Annotated in this window: 16 protein-coding genes; 10 read left to right on the top strand and 6 right to left on the bottom strand. The window is 68.3% G+C overall.

The window, feature by feature from the left end:
• Positions 1 to 124: 124 nt before the first annotated feature.
• Both AC1DRO_RS18125 and nucS read right to left on the bottom strand, forming a co-directional pair.
• On the bottom strand, positions 125 to 328 hold the full coding sequence (locus tag AC1DRO_RS18125) for a cold-shock protein (protein WP_011692441.1): 204 nt from the start codon (positions 326 to 328) through the stop codon (positions 125 to 127).
• Between the two features lie 288 nt (positions 329 to 616).
• A complete protein-coding gene (gene nucS, locus AC1DRO_RS18120) occupies positions 617 to 1,312 on the bottom strand; it encodes an endonuclease NucS (RefSeq protein WP_026266819.1) in 696 nt (231 codons plus the stop codon).
• An 81-nt stretch (positions 1,313 to 1,393) separates the two neighbouring features.
• On the opposite strand from nucS, the gene AC1DRO_RS18115 reads away from it, so the two are divergent.
• The gene (locus tag AC1DRO_RS18115) at positions 1,394 to 1,765 is read left to right on the top strand and encodes a hypothetical protein (protein WP_028276058.1); all 372 of its coding nucleotides are present in this window, start codon (positions 1,394 to 1,396) and stop codon (positions 1,763 to 1,765) included.
• Between the two features lie 10 nt (positions 1,766 to 1,775).
• On the top strand, positions 1,776 to 2,588 hold the full coding sequence (locus tag AC1DRO_RS18110; protein ID WP_028276057.1) for an alpha/beta hydrolase: 813 nt from the start codon (positions 1,776 to 1,778) through the stop codon (positions 2,586 to 2,588).
• Between the two features lie 106 nt (positions 2,589 to 2,694).
• Here AC1DRO_RS18110 and AC1DRO_RS18105 read toward each other — a convergent pair whose 3' ends face one another.
• Complete coding sequence (locus AC1DRO_RS18105; RefSeq protein WP_476951897.1) at positions 2,695 to 4,017, bottom strand: AI-2E family transporter; 1,323 nt, start codon at positions 4,015 to 4,017, stop codon at positions 2,695 to 2,697.
• A 193-nt stretch (positions 4,018 to 4,210) separates the two neighbouring features.
• Between AC1DRO_RS18105 and AC1DRO_RS18100 the strand changes: the two genes are divergently transcribed.
• The 8 genes from AC1DRO_RS18100 (at position 4,211) to AC1DRO_RS18065 (ending at position 14,026) form a co-directional block, all read left to right on the top strand.
• Positions 4,211 to 6,124: a hypothetical protein gene (locus AC1DRO_RS18100; RefSeq protein ID WP_476951896.1), complete on the top strand. Its 1,914-nt coding sequence runs from the start codon at positions 4,211 to 4,213 to the stop codon at positions 6,122 to 6,124.
• Positions 6,125 to 6,180: 56 nt separating this feature from the next.
• The gene (locus AC1DRO_RS18095; RefSeq protein ID WP_476951895.1) at positions 6,181 to 7,218 is read left to right on the top strand and encodes a co-chaperone YbbN; all 1,038 of its coding nucleotides are present in this window, start codon (positions 6,181 to 6,183) and stop codon (positions 7,216 to 7,218) included.
• On the top strand, positions 7,218 to 8,318 hold the full coding sequence (locus AC1DRO_RS18090) for an NADH:flavin oxidoreductase/NADH oxidase (RefSeq protein ID WP_476951894.1): 1,101 nt from the start codon (positions 7,218 to 7,220) through the stop codon (positions 8,316 to 8,318). The genes AC1DRO_RS18095 and AC1DRO_RS18090 overlap by 1 nt, the downstream gene beginning before the upstream one ends.
• A 119-nt stretch (positions 8,319 to 8,437) precedes the next feature.
• Positions 8,438 to 9,253, top strand: a complete 816-nt coding sequence (locus AC1DRO_RS18085; protein WP_476951893.1) for an ABC transporter ATP-binding protein — start codon at positions 8,438 to 8,440, stop codon at positions 9,251 to 9,253.
• A complete protein-coding gene (locus AC1DRO_RS18080) occupies positions 9,235 to 10,806 on the top strand; it encodes a transporter (RefSeq protein WP_476951892.1) in 1,572 nt (523 codons plus the stop codon). The genes AC1DRO_RS18085 and AC1DRO_RS18080 overlap by 19 nt, the downstream gene beginning before the upstream one ends.
• Before the next feature lie 58 nt (positions 10,807 to 10,864).
• A complete protein-coding gene (nagB, locus tag AC1DRO_RS18075; RefSeq protein WP_028276050.1) occupies positions 10,865 to 11,647 on the top strand; it encodes a glucosamine-6-phosphate deaminase in 783 nt (260 codons plus the stop codon).
• Positions 11,648 to 11,707: 60 nt separating this feature from the next.
• Positions 11,708 to 12,025 (top strand): DUF3039 domain-containing protein, encoded by a 318-nt coding sequence (locus AC1DRO_RS18070; protein ID WP_370122952.1) that lies wholly within the window; start codon positions 11,708 to 11,710, stop codon positions 12,023 to 12,025.
• 213 nt (positions 12,026 to 12,238) lie between these two features.
• Complete coding sequence (locus AC1DRO_RS18065) at positions 12,239 to 14,026, top strand: DEAD/DEAH box helicase (protein ID WP_079554437.1); 1,788 nt, start codon at positions 12,239 to 12,241, stop codon at positions 14,024 to 14,026.
• Positions 14,027 to 14,166: 140 nt separating this feature from the next.
• Here the strand turns inward: AC1DRO_RS18065 and AC1DRO_RS18060 are convergent, their stop codons facing one another.
• The 3 genes from AC1DRO_RS18060 to AC1DRO_RS18050 all read right to left on the bottom strand — a co-directional run bounded on the left by AC1DRO_RS18060 (position 14,167) and on the right by AC1DRO_RS18050 (position 16,617).
• A complete protein-coding gene (locus AC1DRO_RS18060) occupies positions 14,167 to 14,514 on the bottom strand; it encodes a hypothetical protein (protein WP_476951891.1) in 348 nt (115 codons plus the stop codon).
• Positions 14,515 to 14,589: 75 nt separating this feature from the next.
• Entirely contained in the window at positions 14,590 to 15,288 is a 699-nt protein-coding gene (locus AC1DRO_RS18055) for an isochorismatase family protein (RefSeq protein ID WP_476951890.1), read from the bottom strand.
• Positions 15,289 to 16,617: a nicotinate phosphoribosyltransferase gene (locus tag AC1DRO_RS18050; RefSeq protein ID WP_476951889.1), complete on the bottom strand. Its 1,329-nt coding sequence runs from the start codon at positions 16,615 to 16,617 to the stop codon at positions 15,289 to 15,291.
• Between the last annotated feature and the right edge of the window lie 19 nt (positions 16,618 to 16,636).

The raw sequence follows: 16,636 nt of genomic DNA, 5'->3' as shown, positions 1-16,636 counted from the left end.
ACCGGGCCACTGCGGACGACCTGAAACACCGCGCCCAAGAATGCACAAAAAAATGATCCCCGGCACTAATGCCGGGGATCATTCCTGGTGCCGGAAATGCCCTAAAGCACTTCCCGGCGGCAGACTAGACCAGCGTTACGCCGGTGGCCTGGGGGCCCTTGGCGCCCTGGCCGATCTCGAACTGAACACGCTGGTTCTCGTCGAGGGTCTTGAAGCCACCGGTCTGGATCTCGGAGTAGTGAACGAAGACATCGCCATCGGAGTCATCCGGGGTGATGAAGCCGAAGCCCTTTTCTGCGTTGAACCACTTGACGGTTCCCTGAGCCATTTGTTTCTCCTCATTGTGGATCTTGAATAAATCCGGCGCACTTCGCACCGGACTTGGTCACTCTGCGAGAAGAACCTATGGCAACGGAACCGGATTCACGGACCGTGGCGGCAGGAGCTTCACGCTCGCAACATGTCTTGCGAGCATGAAAAACACCTACACAAAGACTCGTATAAGAATTTCATGACACTTGCGTCAGGTCAACGGGCGAACGGAAGAATTGCATAAAAATTGTGCAAAGAACGTCTTAACGCGAATCGCCGCCACGGAAAGCCTGCCGCAGGGTGCTTAAAAGAGCCGGGATTCGCTGTCGTCAACGCCGCGCATGGCGTCGTAGTCCAGGGTCACGCAGTCGATTCCGCGGTCCTTGGCGAGGACCTTGGCCTGCGGTTTGATCTGCTGGGCTGCGAAGATTCCCCGGACCGGGGCCAGCAGCGGGTCCCGGTTCAGCAGTTCCAGGTACCGGGTGAGCTGCTCGACGCCGTCGATGTCCCCCCGGCGCTTGAGCTCAATGGCCACGGTGGCGCCATCCGCGTCCCGGGCAAGGATGTCCACGGGGCCGATCGCGGTGAAGTACTCCCGGCGGATCAGCGAGAACCCGGTGCCCAGCAGTTCGATCTGGGCGGCCAGGAGCCGCTGCAGGTCCGCTTCGACGCCGTCCTTGATCAGGCCGGGGTCCTGGCCCAGTTCGTGGGAGGTATCGTGAAGCTGCTCGTGGATGTTGATGATGAGCCGGTCATCGGTCTTGGCCGACTGGACCGTCCACTGTTCGACGACGCCGACTTCGACGTCGACCTCATCGGGTGTGGAGACCCGCAGGGACGCAGGAGGGCTCATCCAGTTCAGCGGCTTGTAGGACCCGCCGTCGGAATGGACCAGGACCGAACCGTCGGCCTTGACCAGCAGCAGCCTGGTGGCCAGCGGCAGGTGGGCTTTGAGGCGGCCGACGTAATCAACGGAGCAGCGGGCTATGACTAAACGCACCCGGTCAACTCTACCGCCTGCGCGGGCGGCGGCTTGGCGGGGCGACAACGGGCGGCAGCCGGACTGGGGCAGAATGGAGGCATGCCCCGTTCCAACCGACCCCGCCGCGCCGGTTCTGCGAAGACAGGCTCCGGCAAGGGCACAGCGCCCGGAAAGAGCAAAGCCGCCGGAGCCAAGCACGGACCGGCACCGGAACTTGATCTGGAGCGCGCCCGCTCGGGTTTCGCCCGCCGGGAGAGCGCACCGGACGGCGAATGGATGGTCCGCCCCATCACCGCGGGCCGCGCCGAGAAGACCTACATCTGCCCGGGCTGCTCCACCGCCGTGCTGCCGGGAATCGCCCACCTGGTGGTCTGGTCCGAGGACCACCTCTTTGGCGCTGCCGCGGGTCTCGCCGAGCGGCGCCACTGGCACAGCAACTGCTGGACTTCGCGGAGCTACCGGTATCGCTAAGCTGGTCAGCATGAGCTTTGATCCCGCGTCGTACGTCTTCACCCAGCCCTCTGCTCCCACTGCCATCCGCGCCTCCACGGTCCTGCCGGCCCGCCGCGAGAACGTCGAACTCCGCACGTCGGACGGGCACCGGCTGGTGGGCGAGCTCGCCGTCCCGGAAACCGGCGGAATCAAGGCAACACTCATCACGCTGCACCCGCTGCCGACGCACGGCGGCTTCATGGATTCGCACGTCTACCGCAAGGCCTCCTACCGGCTGCCCGCCCTCGCGGGAATCGCCGTCCTGCGCTTCAACACACGCGGCACCTCATCGCCGCGGGGAACCAGCGGGGGAGCCTTCGAGGAAGGCGTCGGCGAGCGTCTCGACGTCGAGGCCGCGGTGCAGTTCGCCGTGGACCGCGGCCTGCCAAACCGGTGGCTGGTCGGCTGGTCCTTCGGCACCGAGCTGGCCCTGATGTACGGCGCCACCGAGCCCGTCGCCTCGGAAATCGAGGGGGCTGTGCTGCTCTCGCCCCCGCTGCACCGGGCCACGGACGTGCACCTGAAGGAATGGGCCGAAGCCGGCAAGCCGCTGAAGGTCCTGGTCCCCGAGCACGACGACTACCTGCAGCCGGCGGCTGCGGCCGCGAGGTTCGCGCTGGTGCCGCAGGCGCAGGTGCTGGGGGTCGACGGCGCCAAGCACCTGTGGGTGGGGGAGAAGTACGCCGGGCGGGTTCTCAACGAAATCGTGGACGAGGTCATCCCCGGCAGTGCCGGATCTGGCAGCGCCGGAACTGTGCTTCCGCAGGAATGGGACGGGCCGGTCGCCACGGCACACGCCTGAGCCGCCAAAGGCGCAAAAGAATAAACCGCACTGAAACAGGACAGCCGCACCGTGGACCACGGTGCGGCTGTCCTGTTTCAGTGCGAAAATCCGCCAGGCGGAACTGTCAGCGGCTGTCCTGGCGCGCGATGAGGATTTCCTTGACCAGCAGCATGATGGCCGCCGCGGTGGGAATGGCGATCAGGGCTCCGAGAACGCCCAGCAGACTGCCGCCGGCGATGACCGAGATGACGGCGACGGCGCCCGGCACCGCCACGGCTTTCTGCATGATGCGCGGTGAGATGAAGTACGCCTCGAACTGGAGGTAGGCGAAATAGCAGATGGCGAAGACAAGCGCGGTCTGCCAGCCGGCGGTCAGGGCAACGAGCGTTACCAGGAACCCGGCAATCATGCCGCCCACCAGCGGGATGAACGCCAGCAGGGCCACCACGAATGCCAGCAGCGTGGCGAACGGTACGCCGATGATCGACATCACAATGAACGCGAAAGTGGCGTTCAGCAGTGCGACGGCGGCCTGGCCGATCACGTAGTTGCCCACCGAACCGGTGATTTCCTCGGACAGGGCTTCAACCCGGGCCCGGCGCGAGCGCGGCGCGAGCCGGTAGCCCCACTTCTTCATGGCGGGCAGGGCACCGAGGAAGTACAGGCTCAGGACCAGCACGATCAGTGCGCCGAACAGTCCGTTTGCGACGGTGGAGCCGAAGCCCACAACACCGCCGAAGATGCCGCCCATGGCGTCCGGGTTGTTCACGAACTTCTCCAGCTCCTGGCTGATCCGGTCCCGGATGCCGAACTGGCTGTCGACGCTCCGGAAGAATTCCGAGTCAATGAACTCCTGGACCCACTTGGGCGCCTGCTGCACGATCTGCGTCACCTGCTGCACGATCGTGGGGATCAGGGTGGCAAAAAATGCGGCCACTCCTAGTGCCAGGGTGGATACGGACAGGAGGATGCCGGCGGCCCGGGGGACATTCCGGCGTTCGAGCCAGCGCACCACCGGGTCCAGCCCCAGGGTGATGAAGAGCGCCGTGATGATCCACAAGAGCAACTGCGTCGTATTTGACCCGATCCAATAGACCAGGAGGGCGAAGCCGACGCCGACCGTGCCCATGAAGCCCATATACAGGGGGTGCTGGGCCGACATGCGCGGACCGGGACTGCCGAAGCGGGCATCGGTCGCGGACGTCTCCTCGTCCCCGGCCCCGGCCTCATGCTCCGGGGGCATTTCGAAGCGGATTCTCGGCTGGGCTCCGGGCAGGGGCTGGCGCAGGCGCCGGGCCGCGGACAGAAGGACATTGGCCGCGGCAATCCGGGGGCGGGAGGTTGTGGGCCGGGGACTGGAAACGGGTTGTTCGGGGCCGGGTTCCTGGCTGTCGGATTCCTGCACTTCTTCTGGTCCGGCGGAGGACGAATCCGTATGTTCAGTCACTGCGTTAAATGCCCTTAGTTCCTTGCTGCGCCACACTGGCGGCACTGGTGTGATGATCACCGCAAACACTATCAGCAGGCTTGTCACCTCAGCGGAAAAACGCCCCCGCAGGCACCTCTCCAAGGGGCCGTTCGGGTCCCCGATCTGACTCGCGGGTAACAAAATGGTTACTATTGAAGCTAACTGTCCGCTGATGATAGGTAGTATTTTGCGTTTCAAGACTGCAGTCGCCCTGGTGCTGCTCGGCCTCCTGACACTCCTGGCCGGAATTGGCCAGAAGACGTTCTGGGCTCCCCCGGAGACGATTACGGCCACCGCTCCGACCGGCACCGCCGCGCCGCTGACCGTCTTCGACGAGAAGCTGAAGACTCTGCACCCCGGGACCGTGAAGATCCAGGTCAAGGGTGAAGGGGCCTTCCTGCTGGCCGCGGGACGGCCGGACGACGTCGACGCCTGGGTGGGTAAAACGGCACACAACACCGTCTCCGGCGTCTCCGAGGACGGCAAAGCGCTGCAGCTGACGCATACCGACGGCGAAGCTACCGCGCCGTCCCCCGCCGGATCGGATCTGTGGGTCAGCACCGAGAACGCCACCGGCGAAATGGACTACTCGTGGGACGCGCCGGCCGACGGCGACTGGTCGCTGCTCCTCGCGGCGGACGGCACCAAGCCCGCCCCGGGCTCCATCACGATGACTTTCCCGAACGACACGTCCACGCCCTGGGCCATTCCGCTCATGGTGCTCGGTGGCCTGATGATCATCGCCGGCGGGGCGCTGCTGGTCCTCAAGCCGAAGTCAGGCAACCGCACCGGCGGCGGCAGCACGTTCGCCCGCCGCGCGCAGGCCAAGGCCGCGGCACGCCGCGGGGACAACGGCTCGACGGCAAGCACCCAGGATCCTGCCGCATCCGGCACCTCCGCATCCGGCGCCGGAGCACCCGAGACTGCACCGCAGCCGGCCACCCCGGAGAAAACAGGCCCCGAAAAGACCGCGCCGGAGAAAGCAGCGGCCGGCCAGAAGAAGGGTTCCGGCACGGCGCGACGTTCCGGCATCGTCGTGGCAGTGCTGGCCGCCGCCGCCGTCGCCGTCGCCGGAACGTCAGTGGCAGCCCAGGCCAGCCAGACGCCCGCGCCGTCGCCCAGCGCCGCGGCCTCCAGTGCTCCCGCCTCCGGTGCCCCGGCCTCCGACGCCGCGACCCCTGGCAGTGAGGGCCAAGCCGGCGATGCGCCGGTGCTGCTGGACGCGCAGTTCCGCCGCGTCCTGGAGCAGGTTGCCGGTGCCGTCGATGCAGGAGACGCTGCCAAGGACGCCGCGAAGCTGGCGCCGCGGGTGGCCAAGTCCGAACTCGAGGTGCGCACACAGAACTACAAGATCCGTTCGCGGGTCGGTTCCTACGAGGCCCGCATGCCTGTCCGCTCGACCAAGCTGCTGACCACGGTGGTCACCAACAAGCGCAGCTGGCCGCGCTCGGTCATGGCCGTGACGCAGGGCGAGGGTAACGTCGTCCCGCAGCTGCTGACCCTGACCCAGGCCTCCCCGCGGGAGAACTACAAGCTGGTCAGCAGCACCCCGCTGCAGCCGGGTGCCACCTTCCCGGGGATCGGGCGTGCCGGCACGGAGACGCTGGCGCCCGCGGACAAGACCGGACTCGCGTACAGCGGCGACGAAGCCCTCGCCGGGCTCGGTGACCGCCTGACCAAGGCCGACTCCACCTTCAAGGACAAGCTCGTCGAGGGCCAGTCCTCCCCATACATCGCGGACACCCTCGCCTACCAGGCTGACGTCGTCAAATCAGGCGTCAACGGCACCTTCGCCTTCAAGCACACGGCGGCCGCGGACAACACTGTCGTGTTCCGTACCGCTGACGGCGGGGCCTTGGTCCTGGGACGCCTGAACTTCTCGTTCGACGGCACTCCGAAGGCCGACGGGGACAAGCTCACCATCGGCGACGACGCGGCCGCCCTGGCCGGCGGCAAGGAGACCAGCACCGGCATGGTGCTGGACTTCGCAGAGTCCGTGGCTGTCTACGTTCCGCCGGCCGGCTCCAAGGATCCGATGAAGCTTGTGGCCGCCACCCGCGGCCTGGTCGGGGCTTCTATCAAGTAGCCTTCGCCGGCGGGCATGGTGGCGCCGGGCGGGACTTCAATGGCTAGAGTGGAGCTATGACTACGCCAGCTTCCCGCCCGGTCCCGCCAGTTGCCGCCAGCCCGCTGAACCTGCGCGGCGCCGTCGATCTCTCCGCCCTGAAACAGCGGCCGGCACCGGGTTCTCCGGGACCTGCCGGAACCAGCGCCGCAACCCCCGGCCCGGCGGGCTCCGCCGGTTCTGCCGGTGCCCCGGCGGCCCCGGCATCCGGCCCGGCCGACCACGCAGGCCGGCCGTTGCGCGTGGATGTGACCGAGGGCAACTTCCAGGAGCTCGTGGACCTCTCGGCCCAGGTGCCTGTGGTGATCGCCCTCTGGGCCTCCTATTCGCCAGGCTCCGGCCAGCTGGTGGACGTCCTTGAAGGCATCGTCGAGAGCTACGACGGCAGGCTGGTCCTCGGGGCCGCGGACATCGACGTGTTCCCGGAACTTGCCCAGGCGTTCCAGGTGCAGGCCGTGCCGACCGCCGTCGCGGTGGTCAAGGGCCAGCCCGTGCCGCTCTTCCAGGGCGGCGCGGACGAACAGCAGGTACGCAGCCTGTTCGATGAACTTCTCAAGGTCGCGGCCGCCAACGGCGTGACCGGACGGATCGGCGCCGGCGGCCCGGGTGGCGCGGAACCGGAGGCGCCGCCACTGCCGCCGCTGCACCAGGCGGCGTTCGATGCGATCGAGGCCGGCGACTACGCGGCCGCGGCCGCCGCCTACCGGCAGGCCCTGAACGAGATGCCCGCCGATGCGGAGGCCAAGGCCGGCCTGGCGCAGGTGGAACTGATGGATCGCCTGCAGGCCCTCTCCGGGCCCGAGGCAGATGCCCTGCGCCGGCTCGCGGCCGATGAGCCGGACAACCTCGAGGCCCAGCTCGGGGTTGCGGACCTGGATATCGCCGGCGGCCACATCGAGGACGGCCTTGGCCGGATCGTGACGTTCATTGGCCGCAACTTCGGCCCGGAACGGGAGAGCGCCCGGGTCCGGCTGCTTGAACTCTTCGACGTCGTCGGGACCGGCGACGAGCGCGTCGCCAAGGCCCGCCAGGGGCTGGCCCGGGTGCTGTTCTAGTGGGATCGGCACTCTTCGCGCCGCTGGATCTGAGGTCCCTGCGGCTGCAGCACCGTGGCTGGGTGTCCCCGATGTGCCAGTACAGCTGCGACCCCGAAACGGGCGAGGGCGTGCCCACAGACTGGCACCTGATGCATCTGGGCTCCTTTGCCACCGGGGGAGCGGCCCTGGTCCTCACCGAGGCCAACGCCGTGAACGCCGCGGGCAGGATCAGCCCCCGCGACGCCGGACTCTACAACGACGACCAGGCCGCGGCCTGGGAACGCATCACCGCCTTCGTGCACCGCCACGGCACCGCGGAGACCAAGATCGGCACCCAGTTGGCGCACGCCGGCCGGAAAGCGTCCTCCTACTGGCCGTTCTCCGGCAAGTTGGGCAGCGTGCCGGCGTCCGAGGGCGGCTGGGACACCGTGGGTCCTGGCACCGGCGCATTCGACGGCTACGCGCCGCCGTCGGCCATGACGGAAGCGCAGATCGACGGCGTGATCGCCGATTTCGCCGCGTCCGCCGTGCGGGCCGTCGACGCAGGGTTCGACACGATCGAAATCCATGGCGCGCACGGCTACCTGCTGCACCAGTTCCAAAGCCCGCTGGTCAACGACCGCACGGACCGCTGGGGCGGGGACGAGGCGGGCCGGAACCGATTGACGCTTGCCGTGGTGGACGCCGTCCGCGCGGTCATCCCGGACTCCATGCCCCTGCTTCTGCGGATCTCGGCCTCGGACTGGGCGCCGGGCGGGATCGAGGCCGACGCCTCGGTCCGGATGGCCGCGGCCGCCGCCGAGCGCGGAGTGGACCTGGTGGACGTTTCCAGCGGCGGGGCCGTGGCGCACCAGCAGATTCCCGTGGGCCCCGGCTACCAGACCGGGTTCTCCGCCCGGATCCGGCGCGAAACCGGGGTCAGGACCGGCACGGTGGGACTCCTGACGTCCCCCGGGCAGGCCGAGCACGCGGTGGCCACCGGCCAGGCGGACGGCGTGTTCATCGCCCGTGCCGCCCTGCGGGATCCGCACTGGTGGCTGCGGGCCGCGTTTGAGCTCGGCCATGACCTCGCGTGGCCGCCGCAGTACGAACGCGCCCTGCCCCGGTATTCGTTCTAGAACCGGCATCCATTCCAGAACCGCATTCATTCCAGAAACAGCTGTGCCGGTTCCCGCGAGTGAAAACGTACGCCTTGCGGACTATCCTTTTAGCGCCGTCCGGCGGTTAGTCTGGCGTCATGACATTCCAGCCCCCTGGCCAGCAGGGAAAGCCAGCCCCGCCCGGCCCGTCGTCGCCGCCGGTTCCTGCCCTGTCCCTGCTTGGCCTCGCCAAGCGCTTCGGCGACAAAATCGCCGTCGATGGCATCAGCCTGGACGTTCCGGCCGGGTCCTTCTACGGGGTGGTCGGGCCCAACGGCGCCGGTAAGACCACCACCTTGTCCATGGCGACCGGCCTACTGCGCCCGGACTTCGGCACCGCGCTGGTCCACGGCGTCGACGTCTGGCAGCATCCGATGGAGGCCAAGAAGCTGATGGGGATCCTGCCCGACGGCGTCCGGCTGTTCGACCGCCTCAGCGGCGAGCAGCTGGTCACCTATGCCGGCCTGCTGCGCGGGATGGACCGGGAGATGGTGGCGTCGCGGGTGGCGGAACTGCTCGCTGCCCTGGACCTGGCCAATGACGCCGGCACGCTGGTGGTGGACTACTCCGCCGGCATGACCAAGAAGATCGCGCTGGCCTCGGCGCTGATCCACGCCCCGCGGCTGCTGGTCCTCGACGAGCCGTTCGAATCGGTGGACCCGATCTCCGCGGCGAACATCCGCGACATCCTGGACCGCTACGTTTCCTCGGGCGGAACGGTCATCGTCTCCAGCCACGTCATGGACCTGGTCCAGCGCATGTGCGACCACGTCGCAGTCGTCGCGGGCGGCAGGGTCCTCGCCGCCGGGACTGTGGAGGAAGTCCGCGCCGGCGCCAGCCTCGAGGACCGCTTCGTGCAGCTCGTAGGCGGCCGGAACCACACGGAAGGGCTGGAATGGTTGCGCACCTTCTGAGGCTCAAGCTGACCCTGCTGCGCAACAGCGTCCGGCGCAGCCCGTGGCAGCTGGTGGGCCTCGGGATCGGCGCCCTGTATGCCCTGGGAATCGTGGCTGTTTGCGTGGCCGGGCTGTTCGTCCTGCGTGGGGTGGAGATTGAACTCGCCCAGACCGTGGTGGTCCTGGGCGGTGCCACGGCGCTGCTGGGCTGGGCCGTCATTCCCGTCGCTGTCTCCGCCGCGGACATGACGCTGGACCCTGCCCGGTTCACCACCTTTGCCGTCCCCACGCCGCAGCTGCTGGCCGGGCTGGCGCTCGGCGGCCTGATCGGCATACCGGGTCTCGCCACCTCACTCGTTGCGCTCGCCACGGTGGGCACCTGGTCCCACAGCCTGCCGGCCGCAGCCGGCGCCCTCGTCGGTGCCGTGCTGGGCGTGCTGAGCTGCATCGTTCTCTCCAAGGTCGTGACCACGGCTACGGCCGGATTGGCAAGCTCCCGACGCTTCAAGGACATCAGCTCCGTCGCCTTCCTCATCCCGCTCGTGCTCACGGGGCCCATCGTGGCAGGCATCGCCAGGGGAATCGCCGGTTCCGGCGATTTCCTGACCGGCCTGGCCCGGGCCCTGTCCTGGACGCCGGCCGGGGCGGCGTTCTCGCTCGGCGGCGAGCTGGCTGCCGGCAGCTACGCGGCCGCGGCGGTGAAATTCCTCATCGCCGCGGCCACCCTGGCGGCCCTGGCCCTGGCGTGGAAGCTCCTGCTGCAGCGCGCTTTGGTGACCCCGCCCTACGCCGGGACATCCAAGCGGCGGACCGGCGGCACAGGCCTGTTCGGGCTGCTCCCGGCGACACCGGCCGCCGCCGTCGCCGCGAGGTCCCTGTACTACTGGCTGCGCGATCCCCGCTACGCCGGCGCGCTCGTGGTCGTTCCGCTCCTGCCGGTGCTGTTCCTCTTCCAGGGCAGCCAGAGCGGGTTCTACGGCCCGTTCCAGTTCGTCGGGCCGCTGACGGCCTTCCTCCTGGCGTGGTCGATCTCCACGGACGTCTCCTATGACAGCACCGCCTTCGCCCTGCACGTGGCAACGGGGGTGCGCGGCGCCGACGACCGGCTCGGCCGGGCGCTGGCATGCCTGAGCTTCGCGCTGCCGGTGGCGGTCCTCTTCAGCGTCGGGCCGTTCTTCTTCACCGGCGACTGGGAGAAGCTGCCCGCGGTACTGGGCCTCTGCCTCGGCGTCCTCTTCACCGGCCTGGGCCTGGCCTCGGTGATCTCGGCGCGCTACACCGTGAGCGTCCCGCTCCCGGGGGACAGCCCGTTCAAGAAGCCGCCGGGCAACGTGGCCCAGACCCTCGCCGTGCAGTTCGGCGGCATGGCCGTGCTTCTGGTCCTCGTGGTTCCCGAGGCGGCGCTCGTGGCCGCGCAGTTCATCACTGGGAGCTCCGTGCCGGGCTGGATCGCGCTGGCCCTCGGACCCGTGCTTGGTCTCACACTCTTCGCCGTCGGTGTCCGGACCGGCGGAGCGTGGCTGGACCGGCGGGCGCCGGAGCTGCTGGCACAACTGGCCGTCAACCGCTGACGGGTGCATGCTGGGAGTGCGCAGACTCGGACACCAGGTAGGCCAGTAAGGCAGGATCATGGAAGTTGTCATCCTTCCCGGCAGCAAACAGATCGCGTCGCTTGCCGCCGATGCGGTGGAGGCCCTTCTCCGCCGCAAGCCCGACGCCGTCCTGGGCCTGGCGACCGGTTCCACGCCCCTGCCGGTGTATGTCGAACTGGCGGCGCGGCACGAGCGCGCCGGCCTGGATTTCAGCCGGGTCCGCGCCTTCGCCCTGGACGAGTACGTGGGGCTGCCGGCCGGCCACCCGGAGTCCTACCGCGAGGTGATCGCCCGCGAATTCACCGCACGGGTGAACATCAGTCCGGCCAACGTCCACGTGCCCGACGGCGCGGCGGCGGACATCCCCGCAGCCTGCCGGGCCTACGAAGATGCCATCCGCGATGCCGGGGGAGTGGACCTTCAGCTCCTCGGCGTCGGAACGGACGGCCACATCGGGTTCAACGAACCGGGATCGTCGCTGGCGTCCCGGACGCGGATCAAGACCCTGATCGAGCAGACACGCCGGGACAACGCACGGTTTTTCGGCAGCCTGGCCGACGTGCCGCACCACGTCCTGACCCAAGGCCTGGGCACCATCCTGGATGCCCGCCACGTGATCCTGATCGCCACCGGTGCGCAAAAAGCCCAGGCCGTCCGGGACCTCGCGGAGGGCCCCGTCGCCGCCATCTGCGCGGCCTCCGTGCTGCAGTTGCACCCGCACGCCACCATCCTGCTGGACGAGGCGGCGGCGTCGTCGCTGCGGCTGGCGGATTACTACCGCCACAGCTACGACCACAAACCCGCCTGGCAGGGCCTCTAGGCCCCGCCGCCGGCACCCCGCAGGTCCGGCAGCGCCCTTCCAACGGCTAAGATGGGTGTCATGACTAGCATGACCGATCCTCTCGAAAACGATCCGATGCGCGAGCTCTCCGGAGCCGGGACGTCAACGGCCACGATCGAGCGCGAGGAACTGCGCCAGGAAGTTGAGCCCGGTGACCGGGAGCGCTTCTCGCACTACGTGCGCAAGGAAAAGATCATGGAATCCGCGCTGACCGGTGAACCGGTGATCGCGCTCTGCGGCAAGGTCTGGACTCCGGGCCGGGATCCGCAGAAGTTCCCCGTCTGCCCCGAATGCAAGGAAGTCTACGAGGGCCTGCGCCCCGGAAACGACGGCGGCAAGGGCTCCGGCGACAAGTAAGGGCAATCAACGGAACCAACAGGTTCCGTTAGCCGTCTTCGGCCGGCGCTTCCCTATGGCGGCGCGCCGTCGCGCCCCTGATTTTCTGCTTTCCTGATTGCCGGTCCATGCTGTCCGGGTACTGCCTTACGGTCCATCCAAAAAGATTGGTGTTTTTGTGCTTAATTGGGTTTCTCCGTCGGCTGCAGCCATGCGCGGATGGAGGGCGCCTTAATGACGGAGACACTTTTCGGCGGACCCACGCTTCCCCCCGCCTATCCCGAGCGGGCCGCCTGGGGCACCGCCCCCAAGCTGCGCGCCTGGCAGCAGGAGGCGCTGGACAGCTACTTCAGCACCCATCCCAAGGATTTCCTTGCGGTCGCAACCCCCGGCGCGGGTAAGACCACCTTCGCCCTGCGCGTGGCGTCCATGCTCATCGATTCCGGGGTGGTCAACCGCGTGACCATCGTGGCACCCACCGACCACCTCAAGCGCCAGTGGGCCGACGCCGCTGCCCGGGTGGGCATCGCGATCGACCCGAACTTCAAGAATGCCGACGGCCAGCACGGCCGCGGGTTCATCGGCGTCGCCGTGACCTACGCCCAGGTGGCCAGCAAGCCCATGCTGCACCGGGCCAAGACCGAAGCCGCCCGCACGCTGGTGATCCTGGACGAAATCCACCACGGCGGCGAGGCCCTGTCCTGGGGTGACGGCCTCCGTGAGGCGTTCGACCCGGCGGCCCGGCGGCTCTCCCTGACGGGCACCCCGTTCCGCTCGGACACCTCGCCCATCCCGTTCGTGGAGTACGCCGAGGACCGGGACGGGATCCGGCGCTCCAAGGCCGACTACACCTACGGCTACGGCAAGGCCCTGCGCGACCACGTGGTCCGCCCGGTGATGTTCATGGCCTACTCCGGCCAAATGCGCTGGCGCACCAGCGCGGGGGACGAGATGGCCGCCTCGCTCGGGGAGTCGGCCGTCACGAAGGACATCACGTCCCAGGCCTGGCGCACCGCGCTGAACCCGGCCGGCGAATGGATCCCCGCCGTCCTGGCCGGCGCGGATAAACGTCTCAGCGAGGTCCGGCGCAGCGTCCCGGATGCCGGCGGTCTGGTCATTGCCACCGACCACGAGGACGCCCGCGCGTATGCCGGCCAGCTGAAGAAGATCACCGGCGAATCGCCCACCGTCATCCTCTCCGACGACGCCAAGGCCTCCAGCAAGATCGAGGAATTCACCGCCAGCGAGAAGCGCTGGATGGTGGCCGTCCGGATGGTCTCCGAAGGCGTCGACGTTCCGCGGCTGTCCGTCGGCGTCTACGCCACCTCGACCTCCACCCCGCTGTTCTTCGCCCAGGCCGTGGGGCGCTTCGTGCGTGCCCGCAAGCGCGGCGAGACGGCGTCGGTCTTCCTGCCCTCGGTGCCGCAGCTGATGGCCCTGGCCAACTCGATGGAGGCCGAGCGCGACCACGCCCTGGACCGCCCGGAGAAGGAAGACAGCGACGGCCTCTTCAATCCCGAGGATTCGCTCATGGACGAGGCGAACCGCGAGGAGAAGGCCTCCGATTCCCTGATGAAGGGCAAGTTCGAGGCCCTCGACTCCCAGGCGTCCTTTGACCGGGTGCTCTTCGACGGCGGCGAATTCGGCACCGGCGGCGAGGTGGGCTCGGAGGACGAGCTCGACTTCCTCGGGATCCCGGGACTGCTGGACGCTGAACAGGTCGGCACGCTGTTGCGCCAGCGCCAGCACGAGCAGCTGAACCGGAAGAACAGGCGCTCCCCGCAGACTGAGGCAGCCGCGGCTGCGGCCCCGGCCGTGCCGGACCACCGGATGCTCATGGACCTGCGCACCGAGCTGGCCAAAAACGTCGCCGCCTGGTCGGCCCGCACCGGGACCCCGCACGGCGTCATCCACACCAAGCTCCGGACCGTCTGCGGCGGCCCGGCCGTCGCCCAGGCCAACGAGGAACAGCTGCAGACCCGCCTGCGCAAGCTCCAGGACTGGTTCATCGGCCGGAAGTAGCCCCGCGCAGGCGGTTATGGGCCGGGGTTAAGGGCACAGGGTTATGGGCTCAGGCCAATAGGCGCCGGGCAACAGCAGAGGGACCAGTTCACTGTGAACTGGTCCCTCTGCTGTTTACGCTGCCGTGAACTTTGCTTCGGCTACTGGCCGGCGCCGCAGACCTGGCCATAGGTCTGGCCTGCCGCGGTGTAGTCGGCCTTCATGTCCTCGAGCTTGGCGGTGTCCGGGGAGGGCTTGGCCGACTCGTCGAAGTATTCGATGATGGTCTGCAGCGGGGCCCGAAGGTCCTCGGACGACGCCGCCTTGATGGGCCGCAGCTGGTTGGCGACCCGGGTCATTCCGGTCTTGTCCGATGTGGCCGACTGGGCGGAGACCACGGTCTTGACCCGGGCGCAGGTTTCCTCGTTGGTCAGCTGCGGCGTGGCAGAACAGCCGGCCGCGCCGAGCAGCGCTCCGGCGGCAATCAGGACGGTCAGGGTCTTCTTCATGGTGTACTCCGGGGTTCTACGGGTCTGTCAATATGGCAAGACTGGCGATGGGGCAAGGATTTCGAGTCTACTGGCTCAGAGGACATCGACGCCGCCGAGCTCCATCTCGGCCACGGCATCGTCCAGGTCTTCGGCAATGCCGACCGTCAGGCCGCGCAGCACCGTGACGGAGTAGCCGGCCTGGACGGCATCCAGGGCGGTCGCTTTGACGCAGTAGTCCGTGGCGATGCCCACCACCACGATGTCCTCGACGTCGTGGCTCTGCAGCCAGTCGTCCAGCCCGATCGCGTCCTCGCCAGCGGCGAAATCACTGCCGGCGAAGGGACTCACTGTGTTGTCGGAGTCTTCGGAGCCTGCGGAGTTTTCGGGGCCTCCGGCGCCGGTAACGGGCATGGCGCCGGGCTGGCGGTCACCGGTGGGGACGTCGTCCTCGGGGGCCAGCAGCCCTTCGAAGCCGGAGTACGCCGCAGCGAACTGGCCCTTGCGGAAGTACGCCTGGATGTGTTCGGGATCAAGATCGGGATGCAGTTCGGCCCCGCGGGTGCCCGCCACGCAGTGCCGCGGCCAGCTGTCCACGAGATCGGGTTCCTCCGAGAAGTGCTCACCCGGATCGATGTGCCAGTCCTGGGTGGCCACGACGTGGTCAAACTGGCCGTGGTGGGCGTCAACGTACTCGCTGATTTCCCCGGCCAGGCCTGCCCCGCCGGGGACGGCCAGGGCACCTCCCTCACAGAAATCGTTTTGGACGTCAACGATGATCAGGGCGCGGGACATTCAGTCCTCCTCGTAGATGGTGGGGATGGCCGCCTCGCCGCGCTGGAGCCGGTTGACCACCGCGGGAAGCTCCCGCATGGTTTCCGCGTGGCGCCGGCGCGCGCGCTCGACCCCCTCCGGACCCGTCCACCCGGGGAGGAGCTCGCCGTTCTTGACGAACTGCTGCAGCAGCGGACGGTCGTTGCCGTCGTCCTCCGGGTGATGGCCGACGCCGACGATTTCGGCCGTGGCGGTCCCGCGCTCGTTGAGCTTGCGCAGCGCGTACTTCCGGCCGCCCTTGCTGGCCTTGTTTTTGGCGGCCTTGGCGACGGAGATGAAATCGCCGGCGTCGTCGGTGCGGCTGACGAGCTTGTAGACCATGCTCGCCGTCGGGGCCCCGGACCCGGTCACGAGCGAGGTGCCCACGCCGTAGGAGTCCACCGGCGCGGACGCCAGCGCCGCGATGGCGAATTCGTCGAGGTCTGAGGTCACCACGATCTTGGTCCGGTCGTTGCCGAGCTCGTCGAGCAGCCGGCGCACCCACTGGGCCTGGGCCACGAGGTCGCCCGAGTCCAGCCGGACAGCGCCCAGCTTGTCCCCGGCGAGATCGACGGCGGTGCGGACGGCCGTTTCGACGTCGTACGTGTCCACCAGCAGAGAGGTGTCCGGCCCAAAGGCGGCAATCTGCGCCTCGAAGGCCTCCCGCTCGGTGTCATGGAGGAGGGTGAAGGAATGGGCGGCCGTGCCCACCGTCTTCAGCCCGTAGCGCAATCCGGCCTCCAGGTTCGAGGTGCTGTCGAACCCGGCAATGACCGCGGCCCGGGCGGCGGCGGCCGCTGATTCCTCGTGCGTCCGGCGCGATCCCATCTCGATGCACGGGCGGGTTCCGGCCGCGGAGATCATCCGGGAGGCGGCGGAGGCAATGGCGCAGTCGTGGTTGAGCACGGAGAGCAGGTAGGTCTCCAGGATGCAGGCCTCGGCGAACGTGGACTCAACGATCAGCACGGGGGAGTTCGGGAAGTACGCCTCACCCTCCGGATAGCCCCAGATGTCGCCGGAAAAGCTGTAGCCGGCCAGGTAATCCAGTGTCTGGTCGTTGACCACCTTGGTCCGGCGCAGGTAGTCCAGTTCCGGCTCGCCGAAGCGGAAGTTCGCGATCCCTTCCAGGAGGCGGCCGGTGCCTGCCACGATGCCGTAGCGGCGCCCGTCCGGGAGCCGCCGGGCGAAGGCCTCGAAGACCGATTTGCGGTGCGCCGCGCCGGACTGCAGGGCACCCTGCAGCATGGTCAGCTCGTAGTGGTCTGTGTACAGGGACGTGCGGGGACGGTCCCAGCCAGCGGAGGTACTCACAAATTCACTCTAGTGTGCA

It is taken from the genome of Arthrobacter sp. P4_F11 (assembly GCF_056401395.1).
Note: the sequence above shows the minus strand (reverse complement) of the source record. Positions and strands in the feature narration are given on the sequence as shown.

What these genes read in the sequence shown, in the direction of transcription:
- nagB (WP_028276050.1), top strand. Translation starts at nt 10,865, where the DNA reads ATGGAAGTTGTCATCCTTCCCGGCAGCAAACAGATCGCGTCGCTTGCC.
- AC1DRO_RS18125 (WP_011692441.1), bottom strand. Translation starts at nt 328, where the DNA reads ATGGCTCAGGGAACCGTCAAGTGGTTCAACGCAGAAAAGGGCTTCGGC.
- AC1DRO_RS18095 (WP_476951895.1), top strand. Translation starts at nt 6,181, where the DNA reads ATGACTACGCCAGCTTCCCGCCCGGTCCCGCCAGTTGCCGCCAGCCCG.
- AC1DRO_RS18085 (WP_476951893.1), top strand. Translation starts at nt 8,438, where the DNA reads ATGACATTCCAGCCCCCTGGCCAGCAGGGAAAGCCAGCCCCGCCCGGC.
- AC1DRO_RS18055 (WP_476951890.1), bottom strand. Translation starts at nt 15,288, where the DNA reads ATGTCCCGCGCCCTGATCATCGTTGACGTCCAAAACGATTTCTGTGAG.
- AC1DRO_RS18110 (WP_028276057.1), top strand. Translation starts at nt 1,776, where the DNA reads ATGAGCTTTGATCCCGCGTCGTACGTCTTCACCCAGCCCTCTGCTCCC.
- AC1DRO_RS18065 (WP_079554437.1), top strand. Translation starts at nt 12,239, where the DNA reads ATGACGGAGACACTTTTCGGCGGACCCACGCTTCCCCCCGCCTATCCC.
- AC1DRO_RS18060 (WP_476951891.1), bottom strand. Translation starts at nt 14,514, where the DNA reads ATGAAGAAGACCCTGACCGTCCTGATTGCCGCCGGAGCGCTGCTCGGC.
- AC1DRO_RS18080 (WP_476951892.1), top strand. Translation starts at nt 9,235, where the DNA reads ATGGTTGCGCACCTTCTGAGGCTCAAGCTGACCCTGCTGCGCAACAGC.
- AC1DRO_RS18100 (WP_476951896.1), top strand. Translation starts at nt 4,211, where the DNA reads ATGATAGGTAGTATTTTGCGTTTCAAGACTGCAGTCGCCCTGGTGCTG.
- AC1DRO_RS18070 (WP_370122952.1), top strand. Translation starts at nt 11,708, where the DNA reads ATGACTAGCATGACCGATCCTCTCGAAAACGATCCGATGCGCGAGCTC.
- AC1DRO_RS18115 (WP_028276058.1), top strand. Translation starts at nt 1,394, where the DNA reads ATGCCCCGTTCCAACCGACCCCGCCGCGCCGGTTCTGCGAAGACAGGC.